A 15,813-nucleotide genomic window follows, 5' to 3' on the forward strand; every position below is an offset into this window, starting at 1 on the left:
GTTCAGAGGAGCCCCAACTTTTCCGCACGCTCAAGCAGCATTTTGACCGAAGACGGCTGCCAGCTGGTGCGCCCTCGAGGGGTGCGCTCACGCATCGATTCCAGCCGGTCGCAGATCGCCTGCAGTGTTATTTCGGGGTCCGAGCCTTTGATGGCAGCCACGATAGCCGGCAGGCGGTCATCGGTTTCGCGGCGTCCGGCGCGGCCAAGCACAGCATCTGGTAGAAACCCGTCGCGCACATATGCCTTCACAGCGCGGAGCAGGCGGCTTTGTGACCAATGGCGATCTGGGGGCAGGGGGCCATTGATGATCCGCAGCAGGTCTTCCCAAGCCATATCCGGCCGCAAGCGGCGCACATGGGGTACCCAATCCTGCGCGGTCTCGTTGAGGCGCTCCATGTAGCCGTCCTGTCGCGCCATCCGCACCTTGCGCAGCGCAGCGGGATCCTTGGCGCGTAGCCCAGGATTGCCACCAACGCGCCCTTTGGCGCGCGCAGAGGCAAGCCCGGCCTTTGTGCGCTCTCTTATTAGCGCGCGCTCGAACTCGGCCGCGGCGCCCAGAACCTGCAATGTGAATTTACCCTGCGGGGAAGCGGTGTCGATGGGGTCCTGCAGGGAGCGGAAGAAAGCTCCCTTGGCCTCCAGACGTTCGATCACCTCCAGCAAGTGCGACAGAGACCGCGCAAGCCGGTCGATCCGCACAACGACCAGCGTATCGCCGCTCTGGACGCGTTCGATCACGCGCGCCAGCACCGGTCGCGCGCGATTGCCGCCCGAAGCGTGCTCTTCAAATATCTCGGCGCATCCCGCAGACTGCAGTGCCTCAGACTGGGGCAGGGGGGTCTGATCCTCGGTGGAGACGCGCGCATAGCCAATCAGGGTCATGAAACCGAGCCGTTTGCAATTTAATATATTGCCAATAAACGACCGTTTGTACACGAATGCAAGTAGGTGCTCTCTCGTCGTGCTCGTCCAAAAACCCTTGGTTTCCTAGTGCTGAGCGCGATCTGAGAGGTTCCAGCGGCAGTCGCGCGCGCATACTATATAAAGAGCAAAGGCAACCGCCACAAAATCACTTGGGTAATGTGCAAAAGAACAGTATTTTGCACATATGAAACCCCAAGCATCCGCGTTAACTGATGATTTCAACGATCCCCTCATCACCATAGAGGAGGATGAAGAGGCTCACGAAGAGCATCTCTGGTTTCTGCCTGGGCCACTCGAGGAAGAACCGGATGATTTGCCTCCCGGGCCACGGGCGGAACCGCCAGACACTGCTGTCATCGGTGACTGGGCAAAGGCAGAAGGCGTTCACGCTGCGCGACTGGCAAGAGTGGCTGGACGCTTAGGAGCTCTGGATGATCGGCTGCTGCGTGGCCCGGAAGGCTGGCGGCATCGGCTAGCTCTGATCGAGGCGGCCGACCTCAGCTGGTTCGCGGGTGATCGAGTGAGCTCTGATCGGTTAGCGCTGTGGACGTCCATTTGGCTGTCGGGCGCGCGGGATGATTCAAATGCCTTTGCCCGGGTCGGGTGGGCCATGCGTCGCCTGACAGGAGGACCGGGCCCGATGGCCGATCTGGCGGCCTTCCTGGACCGCCGCGATCCCGAAAAGCTCGCGAACATTGCCGAACGTTTCGATGATCGCGCGGGCGGATGGCGTGACGTGATGACGGCAGCGGCCGATCTCCACCCGATCACGAGCGCCTGCATGGGGTTTCATCTCTGGCGCCTCGCCGGCCTCGGGCACAAAGGCGATCAGATCGAAGCCGCCGTCACCGCAGCCAGGATCGCGGCCGGCGAGGGATGCGGTGCCATCTTCGCGCCGCTGGCCATGGGTGGGGCAGGGGGGCTGCGTGCCTCCAGCTTGCCGATTGAGCGCTTGGCCTGCTGGCTGGATGGGTTAAACAGTGCCGTTCTGACGGCGATGCGCCATCTGGACGATATCGACGCATGGGGGGCTCGGGCAGACGCAGCGATGGCTCGGCTCTCCGGGCGCACGCCGGCTGCTCTCCGCTCCGTGTTGACCAAATGGCCTTTGGTGTCGGCCCCGATGGCTGAGACCTTGACCGGCGCAAGTCGCGCAGCTGTTCAACGAAACATGGATGGAAGAGAAAGGCCGGTTCCACGAGGTGACGCAGCAGGGTCGCTACAGAATGGCGCTGATCGCGGTCAAGCCCGTTTGACGCACCGCAGTCGCCGCAATACTAACCAAGCCAAGACAGGTCTTCCGCTCTTCAAGCCAAACCCGACGCATGCTGCGGCTGCAAAAGCTTCGGTAGTCTTTCGGGAAAGCGGAAGTTCGGCGCGTGTGCAAGATGCAGGTTGCAGTTTGATGAAAGCCGACCTCGGGGAAGCAACGGCCGGGTTTCCGATCTCAATCCGGAACGCGTAGGACGGTAAGGCCGTTCTCTGGATGCTTCGCAATCTACCAAAAACCCCGGGTGTGACCCAAGACTTGCCTGCGCTTCAGGGTGGTGGGCAAGGGCATCAATTCCGGGGCCAGCATCTCGAGCGTCGCATCCGGGCCGTCGCCCCATTCTCTGGGCCGGCGGACGAGAGCGGTGCGGAACCCGACGCCGCGGTCAGCATCAAGGTCGACCGGATGGCAGGCGATCATCATGCAGGCGTCCGGCGCCAGTTAAAATCGCTACGCCGCGCGCAGAATTTGACTGCCAAAGTTCAGGTAGACGGCCATTCTGCCAAGGAAAACTTCCTGTCAGCGTATGAGCGATACCTGAACCGCGGCCCTGTTTCTCCCGAGGGTCGCGGCCCGCGTTGGATCGTCGGGCGGCATCGGATTGCCCTGCCACAGCTGCCGACGCGGAAACAGGCGATGCTTGGTTGAAAACATTTCACGCTCAGTTGAAATAGGGATATGACTGAAAGCATGAAAAAGATCACCGCCAAGGATGTGGCCGCACGGGCCGGGGTGTCGGTTTCGGCGGTGTCGCGGGCTTATCGGGCGGACGCCTCGATTGCCGAGGCCAAGCGCAAGGCGATCTTCGCCGCCGCCGACGAGTTGGGCTTTGTCAGCAGTGTCGACAAGGTGCTCTCGCAACAATCTACCAACACCATCGCGCTGGTGGTCAGCGAGCTGCACAATCCGTTCTACCCGGGCACTGTGGACGAGCTGGTCCGGCAGTTGCCGGAGCGCGGGCTTCGCGCCATCGTGCATGTGGTGTCGTCCGCTGACGAGGTCGACACGATGATACGGCAGGTGTTGGATTTCCGTACCGAAGGGGTGATTCTGGCAAGCTCGACGATGACCTCGCAATTGGCGCGCTCTTGCCGGGCGCACGGAATGCCGGCAGTGCTGCTGAACCGCGTGCAGTCCGACAGCAGCATGATGGCGGTCTGCTGCGACAATTACGGCGGGGCGCGGCAAATCGCAGAGCGGTTCCTGGCCCAGGGGCGGCAACGAATCGCCTTTGTCGGCGGGCGGCGGGATACCTCGACCCATCTCGAGCGGATGCGCGGTTTTCGCGACCACCTTGAAGTGGCCGGCACGGCGATTGACGAGCAATACGACGGCGGTTTCGACTACCAGCAGGCGTTTGACGTCGGGCAGGAGCTTCTGGCCCGGAGACCGCTGCCGGACGCGGTGTTTTGTGCCAATGACATCATGGCCATAGGCCTTCTCGACGCGGCCCGGGTCAAGGGGGTCTCGGTGCCGGATGATATCGCCGTGATCGGCTTCGACGACATCCCGATGGCCTCTTGGGAGGCCTATCGGTTGACCACCGTGCGCCAGCCGCTGAGGCGGATGCTGCGGCAGGCAGTCGATATTCTCACCAGCGCCGAGGCGACACTCGAGGCGGGGGATATCCGGGTCCTTCAGGGCACGATGCAGGAACGCGAAAGCGGCTGATGAAAAAATTTCATAGAGCTTGGCAGGTCTTGCAACGACGCCTGGTTTTGTGGCTCCTCCCATGACAGACGCCCGATTGTCGGGCGATTCATGTTCAAGGGAGGTTCGACATGACAGTGACCAAATTGCTTTCGACCGCGGCACTCACGCTGGCCGGTCTGGCGGCCAGCCTGCCGGCAGCGGCGGAGACCCGGCTCGCCTTCGGCGCGACCAATTCGCAAAGCGCGCACTACGCCTATTTCGCCTCGCTGGCGAAGATCGTGAACAATGCCTATCCCGATGCCTATCAGGCCTCGGTGGTGGAAACCGGCGCCACGGTCGACAACCTCAAGCGGATGGCGCGCGACCAGTTGGACATCGGCCTGATCACCACCTCGACGCTCTATCATGCCTATAACGGGGTGAAGTCGTTTGACGGCCGTCCGGTCGAGTCGAAGCTGCTCTGGGCCTATTCGCTGGCACCGCAGAACGTGGTGGTGCGCCGCGATGCCGAGATCACCGAGCTCGCCGGGCTCGAGGGGCAGAAATTCGGTCCCGGCATGCGCGGCTCTTCGACCGAGGCCACCTCGCTCGAGGTGTTCGAGCTTCTCGAGATTACCCCGGACTGGGTGCGGGGCACCAATGGCGAACTGGCCAACGCGATCAAGGACGATCGTTCCGAAGGTTTCGTAAAGAGCGCGGTCGGCACTTCGTTCGACGCGCTGACCACCGATATCGCGGCCTTCACCTCGCTGCAGGTACTTGGTGTTGATGACGCCCAAGAGGCCAAGATCCGTGAGAACCTGCCGGAGTTGTCAATCGTCGAGATGCCCGGTGGCGAGATGGAGAACTCCGGTCCCTACACCGTCTGGGGCTTCATGATCGGCGTCTCTGCGCGGCCGGGGATGGACGAGCAGACCGCCTATGACATCACCAAGGCAGTGATGGAGAACATGGCAGAGCAGGAAGCGGCCTTCCCGGCGGTCAAGGGCAACAACCTGCCGGAGCTGACGCTGCAATATGCCACCAGCCCGCTGCACCCCGGCGCGATCCGCTATTACGAGGAAATCGGCCTGACGGTGCCGGACCACCTCAAGTAACGCAACCGATCGATGCGGGCGGGGTTGCTTACTGCTGCCCCGCCCCGGACCTTCCTCTGCCGAAAGGTGCCGAGATGCCCAACCTCCCGTTTCTCACAAAGCTCCGTCAGGCGAGCATTGCCGGGCTTGCCGCCCTGCTCGGCGCCTTCGTGTTCTACACCTCCTTCAACGGCCCCTTCGAATCGCTGGTGCAGCGCTCGCTTTTCGTGATGACCATCGTCGCTCTGGCGGTGTTGATGAATCCGCTGTTCGAGGGTAGCCGCTGGCGTCCGCTGGGCATGGCGATCGACGCTGCGATCGTCGGCCTGGTGACCGTCTCTGGCACCTATATCATCGGCAATTACGAAACCATCATGAACGAACTGCCCTGGGCCACCACCCGGGACACGGTGATGGGGTTCGGCACATTGCTATGCGTGTTGGAACTGGCGCGGCGGACGTCGAACTGGGTGTTCCCGCTGATCGTGCTGAGCGCCGTGACATATGCCTTCTTCGGCTACCTGATCCCCGGCCAATTCGGCCATCGCGGCTTCGACATGGGCTATCTGACCGAGATCATCTTCCTGTCGGACCGCGGCCTCTGGGGCATGCTGGTCAACGTCGCCTCGACCACGCTGGCGGCTTTCGTCCTGTTCGGCGCGATCCTGCTGCACACCGGCGCCGGCGAGACTTTCTTCGACCTCTCGGCCCGTCTCGGCGGGTCACGCCCCGGCGGAGCGGCCAAGATCGCCACCTTCGCCTCTGGCTTCTTCGGCGCGATCAACGGCTCGACCGTGGCCAATGTGGCGACCACCGGCAATTTCACCATTCCGCTGATGAAGCGTCTGAAGTACCCGCCCGCCTATGCCGGCGCGGTCGAGGCGATCGCCTCGACCGGTGGCCAGTTGGCGCCGCCGATCATGGGGACCGCGGCCTTCGTCATGGCCGAGCTGGTGGGGGTGAACTACTGGTCCATTGCGCTGGCGGGCGTGGTGCCGGCGCTGCTCTTCTACCTCGGCATTTATGCAACCGTGCATGTGATCGCCCGACGCCAGAGCTTTGCCCCGGTCAGCGCCGAGGATCTGCCTGACTGGCGCGGCGCGATGAGCTTCACCCGGCTGGCGCCAATTGCGGCGGGGCTCGGCGGGCTGGCCTTCGGGGTGATCAACGGCAACTCGGTCGAATTGACCGCCTGTTACGGCATGATCGCCATGCTGATCGCGGTCTTCATCGGGAGGATCGCCGCCGGCGAGGACCCGCGCGCAGTTTTCGGCATCATCCTGCGCGCGCTCGAGGCAGGCGGCAAGGGCGTGGTGATCGTCGGCATTCTTCTGGTCGGCGCCCAGGTCTTCGTGGCGATGATCAACCTGACCGGGTTCGGCGTCGCCGTCACCTCGGCGGTGCTGGCCATCGGCCAGGGGCAGATCTGGCTGATCGCCGGGCTGATGGCCGTCGTCTGCCTGATCGCCGGCATGGGTCTGCCGACCTCGGCCGCCTATGTGATGGTCGCCGCGGTCTTTGCCCCGGCACTGATCCAGCAGGGCATCGACCCGCTGGTGGTGCATATGTTCGTGCTCTACTACGCCGCGCTTTCGGTGATCACGCCGCCGGTCTGCCTGGGCGTCTTCGTCGCTTCGACCATTGCCCAGGCCCCCTGGATGAAAGTGGCGATGGAGACCCTGCGGCTCGGCGCCACCGCCTATGCGCTGCCGATGCTGTTTCTCGCCTATCCCGGCATGCTGGGCGGCGGCGGCACCGAGGCCATCGCACGGGCCGTGCTGTCCGGCGCCGTCTTTGCCCTTGGTGTAGCGCATCTTCTGGGGGGCGCGCGCCTGCCCTGGGGCGGGGTCTCGCGGGTGCTCTGGGCGCTGCCGGTGGGGCTTGCTCTGATGCCGCCCTGGTGGGCCACGCTCACCGCCGCGTTGATCCTGGGCGGTCTGGTAGTGCTGTCGCGGCAGGCGACCGAGGCGCACCAGTCGCTCCGGCCGCGAGCGGTCTGACGGCACCCGCAGTTCACCGGCGGCCCCCCACCATCCGGGGCCGCCGCCCGTAACATCTGTTCTACAGACAAAGACGAGGGGAGATCCCGACATGACCATCACCTATCTCAAGCGCGGCAAGCCCGAAGCGGACCGCGCCGAGGACGACGCTAGGACCGCCTCGGTGGTCGCTGCCACTCTCAAGGACATCGACGCCCGCGGCGATGCGGCAGTGCGTGATCTTGCGGTGAAGTTCGACAGCTGTGAGCGCGAAAGCTATCGGCTGTCGGAGGCCGAGATCGAGGCGATCATCGCGAAGGTGTCGCCGCGCGACCTGGCTGATATCCGGTTCGCCCAGGAGCAGGTGACGAAATTTGCCCAGGCCCAGCGCGACTCGATGCAGGACATTGAGGTGGAAACGCTGCCGGGGGTGATCCTCGGCCACAAGAACATCCCCGTACAATCCGTGGGCTGCTACGTTCCCGGCGGCAAGTTTCCGATGGTGGCCTCGGCGCACATGTCCGTGGCGACCGCCAAGGTCGCCGGCGTGCCGCGCATCGTTGCCTGCACGCCGCCGTTCAATGGCGAGCCGAACCCCGGCGTCATTGCCGCGATGCACTTGGGCGGCGCCGACGAGATCTACTTGCTGGGCGGCATCCAGGCGGTGGGCGCGATGGCGATCGGCACCGAGACGATCGACCCGGTGCACCTGCTCGTGGGCCCGGGCAATGCCTTCGTCGCCGAGGCCAAGCGCCAGTTGTTCGGCCGGGTGGGGATCGACCTCTTCGCCGGCCCGACCGAAACCATGGTGATCGCCGACGACAGCGCCGCCGATGCCGAGCTTTGCGCCACCGATCTGCTGGGGCAGGCCGAACATGGCTACAACAGCCCCTGCGTGCTGCTGACCAACTCCGAGAAGCTGGCGAAGGAGACCCTGTCCGAGATCGACCGCCTGCTGGGCATCCTGCCCACCGCCGGCACCGCGAAGGTGTCCTGGGAGGATTACGGCGAGGTGATCGTCTGCGACACTTACGAGGAGATGCTGGAGGTGGCCGACGACATCGCCAGCGAGCACGTGCAGGTCATGACCGACCGCGACGACTGGTTCCTCGAGCACATGACCTGCTACGGCGCGCTCTTCCTTGGGCCGCGGACCAATGTGGCCAATGGGGACAAGGTGATCGGCACCAACCACACCCTGCCGACCAAGAAGGCGGGGCGCTATACGGGCGGGCTCTGGGTGGGCAAGTACCTCAAGACCCACAGCTATCAGAAGGTGACAACCGATGCGGCGGCGGCGATGATCGGCGAATACGGCTCGCGGCTCTGCATGCTCGAGGGTTTTGTCGGACATGCCGAGCAGTGCAACATCCGGGTGCGGCGCTATGGTGGGGTGAACGTGCCCTATGGCACCGGCGCGCCCTATCGCGAAGCCGCCGAGTGAGCCGGCCGCAAGCAGCGGGATGTTTCGGAAACGAAGAAGAACTGGACGCGCCATGATGAAACTGCCCCGAACCCCGTCCATGCGGCTTGACGGGCGCCGCGCGCTGGTGACCGGTGCCTCCTCGGGTATCGGCCAGGGCTGCGCCGTGGCGCTGGCCGAAGCGGGCGCGCATGTGGTCTGCGCAGCCCGCGGCGAAGCGCGGCTGAACGAGACCGTGGCGGCCATGCAGGCCGAAGGGTTCTCGGCCGAGGCACTGGTGCTCGACCAGGGCGATCTGCCGGCGCTCGAGGCAGCGCTGGCCGGGCAGGCCTTCGACATCGTGGTGAATTCCGCCGGCATCGCCCGGCACGGTCCGGCCATCGACACCACGCCCGAGGACTATGACGCGGCGATGGGGGTCAACCTGCGCTCGGCGCACTTCCTGTCGGCCTGGGCGGCCAGGGCGATGATGGCCGCCGGCAAGCGCGGCTCGATCATCCACATCTCATCGCAGATGGGACATGTGGGCGGCATCGACCGCGCGGTTTACTCGGCCAGCAAGCACGGGCTGGAAGGGATGGTGAAGTCCATGGCCATCGAATGGGGGCCCTCCGGCATCCGGATCAACAGCCTCTGCCCGACCTTCATCGCCACGCCGCTGGGCGCGCAGACGCTGCAGGACCCCGAGCGGCGGGCCTGGGTCGAAAGCAAGATAAAGCTCGGCCGGATCGGCGAGGTCGAGGATGTGATGGGCGCGGTGGTCTATCTGGCTTCGGATGCGGCGGCACTGGTCACCGGCACCTCGCTGCTGATCGACGGCGGCTGGACAGCGGGTTGAGCCGGCGGCGAGACAAATTAAAGGACGAGACCTCATGACCGAGATTGCACTTCCCGACGACCTGCTCGCTCTCCTGCGCGAGGTCGACACCCCCACTGTCTGCAATGCCATCGAGGTGGCGCAGGGCAGACGCGGCTTCAACCGCTTCACCCGCGGCACCATGCAGCATTCGAAGCCCGGCGATCCGGCGATCGTGGGCTTCGCACGGACCGCCCGGATTTCCGGGCTGGCGCCGCCGACCGAGGCGCCCGAGGTGATCCGCGCCCGGCGGATGGACTATTTCCGCGCCATGGCCGGCGGTACGGGTCCGACGGCGGCGGTGGTCGAGGATGTGGATTATCCCAATTGCATCGCCGGCTGGTGGGGCGAGGTGCATGTGGCGGTGCACAAGGGTCTGGGGCTGGCCGGCGCGGTCACCAACGGAGTGCTGCGCGATCTCGATGTGATCGATGAGGGCTTCCCAGTGCTGGCCGGATCGATCGGGCCGAGCCACGGCTATGTGCATGTGGTCGATATCGGCAGCGAGGTCAGCATCATGGGGATGCGGGTCGCCCAGGGTGAGCTGATCCACGCCGACCGGCACGGCGCATTGGTCATCCCCGACGAGGTGATCCCCGATCTCAAGCAGGCGATCGAGACGGTGGTCGCCAGCGAAAGCATCGTTCTCGGTCCGGCGCGCGAGCCCGGTTTCGACATCGACCGGCTCGAAGAGGTCTGGGCAGAGTTCGAGGCGGCCCGGACATGAACGGCGCGGCGCGCCCGAGCCTTCTGGTGACCCGCCGGCTGCCAGCGCCGGTCGAGGCGCGGCTACGCGAGGGCTATAAAGTGACCTTCAACCCCGACGACAGGCCGCTGTCGGCCGAGGCGCTGGCAGCGGCGTTGCGCAGCCATGACGCCGTGATGCCGACGGTCAGCGACCGGATCACGGCAGACATGCTGCAGGCCGAGGGCCGGCGCGCAGGCATCATTGCCAACGTGGGTGTCGGGTATTCCAACATCGACACCGAGGCCGCGCGGCAGGCGGGGGTCGTGGTGACGAACACGCCGGACGTGCTGACCGATGCCACCGCCGATACTGCGCTGCTGCTGATCCTCGCGGCCACCCGGCACGCCTATGCCGCCGAGAAGCGGCTGCGCGAGGGGCGCTGGCAGGGGTTTTCAATCGTCGAGGGGCTGGGCCGCAGCATCCAGGGCAAGGTGCTGGGGATCATCGGCATGGGCCGGATCGGCCGTGCCACGGCGGCGCGGGCCGCGGCGGGCTTCGGCATGGAGATCGTCTATTACAACCGGTCGGAGATCGCCGATCTGCCCTTTCCTGCACGCCGGCTCGACAGCATCGGCACGGTGATGGCGGCGGCGGATGTGGTGTCGGTCCATGTGCCGGGCGGCGGCGCCGCGCCGCTGGTGACGGCACAGCATATCGCGCGCATGAAGCCCGAGGCCTACCTCGTTAACACGGCCCGCGGAGACAGCATCGACGAGGAGGCGCTGATCGCCGCGCTGGCCGAGGGGCGGATTTCCGGAGCCGGTCTGGATGTCTTTGCCGAAGAGCCCAATGTGCCGGAGTCGCTGCGGTCGATGGAGAACGTGACGCTGCTGCCGCATATCGGTTCGGCGACCCGGGAGGTCCGCGAAGCCATGGGGCACCTTGCGGCCGACAACCTCGACGCGTTCTTTGCCGGCAAGGTGCTGCCGAGCCGGGTGGTCTAGGCAGGCGCGCGACCCCGTGGCCGCGTGTTCACTTCTGGGCCAGCTTGCGGCCTGCGAACCGGCGTTCATAAAGGGTGCGATAGGCCTCTGCCGAGGCCGGCAGATGCGCGCGGACGCTGGCTTCGTAGGCCTCGGTCGAGGTGCCGCGCAGGGCGGTGATGATGTCGCGGTGCTGGCCGATGATGGTCGCCATGTGGTCGGTGTCGTCGTATTTCACCACCCGGATCGGCTGGGCCATGCGGGCGTGCTGGGCGATCAGCCGGGCCAGACGCGGGTTCGGGCAGCAGCTGTATTGCAGCTCGTGGAACTGCTGGTTCAGCTCGTAGACCTCGCGGAAGGTGCCGTTCCTGACCGCCTCGGCGTGGCGGTCGGCCAGCACCTCGAGCGCGTCGGTCGTTTCGACGGGGGCGGGCAGGGGGGTGCGCCGGGCGGCGGCGGTTTCCAGCACGATTCGCAGGTCGTAGAGCGCGTCCACCTCGTCGGGGGTGAAATCCACCACCTCGACGCCGCGCCGCGGGCGATGCACCAGCAATCCCTGGTTTTCCAGCTCGGCAAATGCGTTCCGTACCGCGTGGCGCTTGGCGTCGTAGGTTTCCATCACCGTATCCTCGGTGATCCGCGTGCCCGGCGGGTAAACCCCGAAAATAATGTCATTTTCCAGGTCATTCTGGAGTGCGTTCGGCATGGGATCGGGCCTTGGTCAGGGACTTTCCCGTAAGCTTAAACAATGCCGCCCGACACCTCAATGATAAAATTATCAATAATCCTATTGACTACGAATTACACCTTCTCTAGCTTGCAGGCAGTTTCAGAGGGAGGATCACATGAAACATCTCACCAGCGCCCTTGCCATTGCGGCGGCAACATTCGGATCCGGCGTCAGCGCCTGGGAAGCGACCGCGGGCAAGCCTTACGACGGCGAAACCGTGCATGTGCTGGCGGTCAAATCCAGCCAGTTCGAAGCGCATGAAGCGCGACTCGCCGCGTTTGAAGAAGCCACCGGCATCGACGTGCTCTATGACTATGTGCCCTTCCCCAACATGAAAGAAGCGCTGACCACCGAGATGGTGGCGGGCGGCGATTACGATGTCGTTTCGATCATGGACCAGTGGGTGCCGTCGTTGCAGATGCTCGTGCAGCCCATCGGCGACGAAATCGAGGCGCAAGGCACGGACCTGGACGATTTCCCCCCGGCGCACCTGCGCCACGGCATGTTGAATGGCGAGCTGGTCGGCCTGCCGGTGCGCGGCCATGTGCAACTCCTGTTCTATCGCAAGGACCTGCTGGAGCAGGCTGGCGTCGAAGCACCGTCGACCTGGGATGAACTGGTGACGGCCGCGAAGGCGGTGCAGGAGAACACCGATGCCGCTGGTGTCGCGCTGCCCTATGGCAAGCTGAACGGCCAGAACCTGATGGTCTGGATCAACCTGCTCTGGGGCCATGGCGGCGACCTGTTTGATGAAAACGGCGACCCGGCCTTCAATTCCGAGGCAGGCATCGCTGCGACCGAGCAATATGTCAGCCTGCTGACCGAGGAAAAGATCGCCCCCGCAGGCTCGGCCACATTCGTCGAACAGGATGCGGTCAACAGCTTCAAGCAGGGCAATTCCGCCATGCTGCCGGTCTGGTGGTGGGTGCGCTCGCAGCTCTCTGATCCCGAGCAATCCAAGCTGACAGCCGACCAGATCGGCTTTACCTCGCTGCCCTCCGTGGGCGGGGCGGACAAGACCACCTTCACAAATACCTGGATCTTCGCCGTGACCGAAGGCGCGGACAACAAGGATGCTGCGGCGGAGTTCCTCGGCTGGCTGACCGATCCGGAACTGGAGCGCGAGGTACTGCTGGATGAAAACGGCTCCGAAGTGGTCGCGGTGCATTTCTCCAACCTGCGTGATGAAGAGGTCAACGCGCGCTGGGGCGGGATGCATTCCGCCGCCGCCGAGGCGCTGGCCACGGCCGAAGGCATGGACTTCGGCGACAACTGGCCGCGGATCTCGGAAATCCTCGAAACCGCTATTTCCAGCCTCGCAAGCGGCGAGGAGGCCGACACCGCCGCGGCGCTGAACCACGCGGCCGAGGAAATCGCGCGTATCCGCTGATCCCCGGTCCCAGGCGCGCCCTGCTCCCCGGGCGCGCCACCCTTCCTCCTCAGAAAGGTACAACATGCAGGACAGGTCGCTGTCATATCTACTGCTTGTCCCGGCATTCCTGATCGTGCTGGCGACGACGCTGTATCCGCTTGCCTATTCGCTGGTCACCGCGTTCCGCGAATGGGACCTCACCAAGCAACGCCGCCCCGGCGACTTCGTCGGCCTTGAGAATTTCGGCCATGCGTTTACCGAGCCGGGGTTTCAGAACTCGCTCTGGGTGACCACGATCTTCGTTCTGACCAGCGTGGCGCTGACCCTGGTGATCGCCATGTCTCTGGCGCTGTTGTTGCGACGCAAAGGCAAGATGCACACCTTCACCCGGGTGATCCTGATCCTGCCCTTCGCCATGAGCCCGGCGCTGATCGGTGTCAGCTACCGCTTCATGTTCAATCCCGAGTTCGGCGTCATTGCCAAGGGCCTCGGCGCTGTCTTCCCGGCGCTGGACGGCACGCCCTGGCTGGCCAGCCCCGATCTGGCGATGGCAATCCTCGTGCTGACGGATGTCTGGCACTGGGCGCCCTACATGACTTTCATGTGCCTCGGCGGCCTGGCCTCCGTGCCGCGAGAGACCGAAGAAGCCGCTCGGATCGACGGTGCCTCCACCCTGCGCATCATCTTCGGCATTGTGCTGCCGCAAATGAGGGGCGTGCTGCTGGTGGTGGCCGTGCTGAAGACGATCTTCGCACTGAAGATGTTCGACCAGGTTGTGACGCTGACTGGCGGTGGGCCCGGCACCTCGACCGAGACGCTGGCCTTCTTCATCTTCAACGTCGGCTTCAAATGGTACGACATGGGCTATGCCTCGGCACTGGCCTGGATCCTCACCGCAATCATGATGCTGATCTCGATCTGGTACGTCCGGATGTTGCTCAGCGAAAGAAAGATGGCCACGGCATGAACAAATCTGTCTTCTGGTGGGTAGAGCGCGCGCTGCTGCTTCTCATCTCCACCATCGTCCTCTTCCCCATCGCCTGGATGTTCCTGACCGCCTTCAAGCGGCCGCGCGACGCCTATTCCCTCTCGCTCGATTTCAGCCCAACGTTGGCGAATTTCGCCACCGTGTTCTCGGACCCCTGGAACCTGGGCGACATGGTGCTGAACTCGGTGATCGTCGCGACGGTGACGGTGCTGATCGCGGTGCCCTGCGCCTCGCTTGCGGCCTATTCCTTTTCGCGGTTCCGGGTGAAGGGGCGGAAGTTTCTGTTCTTCCTGATCCTGTCGACCCAGTTCATCCCTGCGGTGGTGATCGTGCTACCCTTCTTCCTGATGTTCCGCTCGCTGGGGCTTCTGGACACGCGGATCGCGCTGATCATCGTCAACCTGGCGATCGTGACGCCCTTCGTGATCTGGATGATCAAGGGCTTCATCGACGCCATCCCGACCGACAGCGAGGAAGCGGCGATGATCGACGGCGCCTCGCGCCTGAGGGTGATCCGCGACATCGTGCTGCCGATGGCCGCTCCCGGCATCCTGACCTCGTCGATCTTCTGCTTCATCCTGACCTGGAACGAGTTCCTCTTCGCGCTGATCCTGACACGCCGCGATGCCGTCACCCTGCCGGTGGGGCTGGTCAGCTTCCGTACCGAGCGCGGCGACCTTTGGGAGCTGATGAGCGCCGCCGGGGTTATGATCACAGTGCCGATCTTCATCATGGCGCTGCTCATCCAGAAACATTTCACGCGCGGCATGACCGCCGGCGCAGTCAAATAAGGAGGCTCTGACATGGCCGAAGTACAGCTTGTCGACGTGGAAAAGAAATACGGCGAATTCCTCGCCGTACCGAAGCAGAGCCTGACCATCGAGGAAGGCGAGTTCCTGGTCCTGCTCGGGCCTTCGGGTTGTGGCAAGACCACCACCATGCGGATGATCGCGGGGCTGGAGGACATCACCTCGGGCGACCTGATGATCGCCGGGGAACGGGCCAACAACAAGCCGCCCAAGGATCGTGACATCGCGATGGTGTTCCAGAACTACGGGCTCTATCCGCACATGACGGTGGCGCAGAACATCGGATATCCGTTGAAGCTGCGCGGCATGGACCGCAAGGCGCGCGAGGCGCGAGTGCAGGAGACCGCTCAGAAAGTGGAACTGCAAGCGCTGCTGAAACGCCGGCCATCGGAGCTCTCCGGCGGCCAGCGGCAAAGGGTGGCGCTGGCACGGGCCATCGTGCGCACGCCGAAGATCTTCCTGATGGACGAGCCACTGTCGAACCTCGACGCCAAGCTGCGCGTCACTATGCGGGCCGAGTTGAAGCACTTGCACCACGAGTTGGGCGTGACCACCGTTTACGTGACGCACGACCAGATGGAGGCGATGACGCTCGCCAGCCGCGTCGCGGTGATGAAGGAGGGGCGGATCGTGCAGCTGGACACGCCCAAGAAGATCTACTCGGAACCGGCGGACCTGTTCGTCGCGGGCTTCATCGGCTCGCCCTCGATGAACCTGGTCGAAGGCCGGATCACCGGCGGCAACTTCGAGGCGCAGGGCGTATCGGTGCCGGTCGCCGAGCCGGACCGCGCCGACGTGGTGATGGGCATCCGCCCCGAGGATCTGCAACTGACCGACACCGCCGCGGCCCCGATCTCGGGCAATCTCTACGCGCTGGAGCTGACCGGCGATTCCACCCTCGTCACGCTGCGCAACGGCGCCACCTCGATCTGCGCCCGTGGTCCGGCCGATTTCGAGGCGCCCATCGACGCGCCTTGCGCCCTGGCCCCCAAGCCCGGCGCGCGCATTCACCTGTTTGACAAGAACACCGGCCAGCGCCTCGACGCCTGACCGTTACGAT

14 protein-coding genes and 1 pseudogene are annotated in these 15,813 nt (G+C 64.5%); 13 read left to right on the plus strand and 2 right to left on the minus strand.

Annotated elements, in window-relative coordinates; genetic code table 11:
* Positions 1 to 2: 2 nt before the first annotated feature.
* Positions 3 to 884, minus strand: a complete 882-nt coding sequence (locus ACOQFT_RS22665) for a recombinase family protein (RefSeq protein ID WP_421600093.1) — start codon at positions 882 to 884, stop codon at positions 3 to 5.
* A gap of 226 nt (positions 885 to 1,110) precedes the next feature.
* Here ACOQFT_RS22665 and ACOQFT_RS22670 point away from each other — a divergent pair.
* The 9 genes and pseudogenes from ACOQFT_RS22670 (at position 1,111) to ACOQFT_RS22710 (ending at position 10,875) form a co-directional block, all read left to right on the plus strand.
* Positions 1,111 to 2,182, plus strand: a pseudogene (locus ACOQFT_RS22670) (hypothetical protein).
* A 260-nt stretch (positions 2,183 to 2,442) separates the two neighbouring features.
* A complete protein-coding gene (locus ACOQFT_RS22675) occupies positions 2,443 to 2,844 on the plus strand; it encodes a hypothetical protein (RefSeq protein WP_421600094.1) in 402 nt (133 codons plus the stop codon).
* A 42-nt stretch (positions 2,845 to 2,886) separates the two neighbouring features.
* Complete coding sequence (locus ACOQFT_RS22680) at positions 2,887 to 3,867, plus strand: LacI family DNA-binding transcriptional regulator (RefSeq protein WP_194098517.1); 981 nt, start codon at positions 2,887 to 2,889, stop codon at positions 3,865 to 3,867.
* A 110-nt stretch (positions 3,868 to 3,977) separates the two neighbouring features.
* Positions 3,978 to 4,946, plus strand: coding sequence for a TAXI family TRAP transporter solute-binding subunit (locus ACOQFT_RS22685; RefSeq protein WP_421600095.1), 969 nt, complete (start codon positions 3,978 to 3,980; stop codon positions 4,944 to 4,946).
* 74 nt (positions 4,947 to 5,020) lie between these two features.
* Positions 5,021 to 6,925, plus strand: coding sequence for a TRAP transporter permease (locus ACOQFT_RS22690; protein WP_421600096.1), 1,905 nt, complete (start codon positions 5,021 to 5,023; stop codon positions 6,923 to 6,925).
* Between the two features lie 91 nt (positions 6,926 to 7,016).
* Complete coding sequence (hisD, locus tag ACOQFT_RS22695) at positions 7,017 to 8,348, plus strand: histidinol dehydrogenase (protein ID WP_194098594.1); 1,332 nt, start codon at positions 7,017 to 7,019, stop codon at positions 8,346 to 8,348.
* A gap of 55 nt (positions 8,349 to 8,403) precedes the next feature.
* Positions 8,404 to 9,165: an SDR family NAD(P)-dependent oxidoreductase gene (locus ACOQFT_RS22700; RefSeq protein WP_194098602.1), complete on the plus strand. Its 762-nt coding sequence runs from the start codon at positions 8,404 to 8,406 to the stop codon at positions 9,163 to 9,165.
* 34 nt (positions 9,166 to 9,199) lie between these two features.
* Positions 9,200 to 9,910, plus strand: a complete 711-nt coding sequence (locus tag ACOQFT_RS22705) for an RraA family protein (RefSeq protein WP_194098593.1) — start codon at positions 9,200 to 9,202, stop codon at positions 9,908 to 9,910.
* The gene (locus ACOQFT_RS22710; RefSeq protein ID WP_194098592.1) at positions 9,907 to 10,875 is read left to right on the plus strand and encodes a 2-hydroxyacid dehydrogenase; all 969 of its coding nucleotides are present in this window, start codon (positions 9,907 to 9,909) and stop codon (positions 10,873 to 10,875) included. Before ACOQFT_RS22705 ends, ACOQFT_RS22710 begins: the two co-directional genes overlap by 4 nt.
* Before the next feature lie 28 nt (positions 10,876 to 10,903).
* Here ACOQFT_RS22710 and ACOQFT_RS22715 read toward each other — a convergent pair whose 3' ends face one another.
* Positions 10,904 to 11,560 carry a GntR family transcriptional regulator gene (locus ACOQFT_RS22715; protein WP_194098591.1) on the minus strand — a complete coding sequence of 219 codons (657 nt, stop codon included), beginning with the start codon at positions 11,558 to 11,560 and terminating at the stop codon, positions 10,904 to 10,906.
* Between the two features lie 139 nt (positions 11,561 to 11,699).
* Between ACOQFT_RS22715 and ACOQFT_RS22720 the strand changes: the two genes are divergently transcribed.
* From ACOQFT_RS22720 to ACOQFT_RS22735, 4 genes are all read left to right on the plus strand, one after another.
* Positions 11,700 to 12,974: an ABC transporter substrate-binding protein gene (locus ACOQFT_RS22720; RefSeq protein ID WP_194098590.1), complete on the plus strand. Its 1,275-nt coding sequence runs from the start codon at positions 11,700 to 11,702 to the stop codon at positions 12,972 to 12,974.
* A 64-nt stretch (positions 12,975 to 13,038) separates the two neighbouring features.
* Entirely contained in the window at positions 13,039 to 13,923 is an 885-nt protein-coding gene (locus ACOQFT_RS22725) for a carbohydrate ABC transporter permease (protein ID WP_194098589.1), read from the plus strand.
* A complete protein-coding gene (locus tag ACOQFT_RS22730) occupies positions 13,920 to 14,735 on the plus strand; it encodes a carbohydrate ABC transporter permease (protein ID WP_421600097.1) in 816 nt (271 codons plus the stop codon). Before ACOQFT_RS22725 ends, ACOQFT_RS22730 begins: the two co-directional genes overlap by 4 nt.
* 12 nt (positions 14,736 to 14,747) lie before the next feature.
* Complete coding sequence (locus tag ACOQFT_RS22735; protein WP_194098587.1) at positions 14,748 to 15,803, plus strand: ABC transporter ATP-binding protein; 1,056 nt, start codon at positions 14,748 to 14,750, stop codon at positions 15,801 to 15,803.
* The last annotated feature ends 10 nt before the right edge of the window (positions 15,804 to 15,813 follow it).

This window comes from Ruegeria sp. MALMAid1280 (genome assembly GCF_049195285.1).
Classification (GTDB): domain Bacteria; phylum Pseudomonadota; class Alphaproteobacteria; order Rhodobacterales; family Rhodobacteraceae; genus Ruegeria.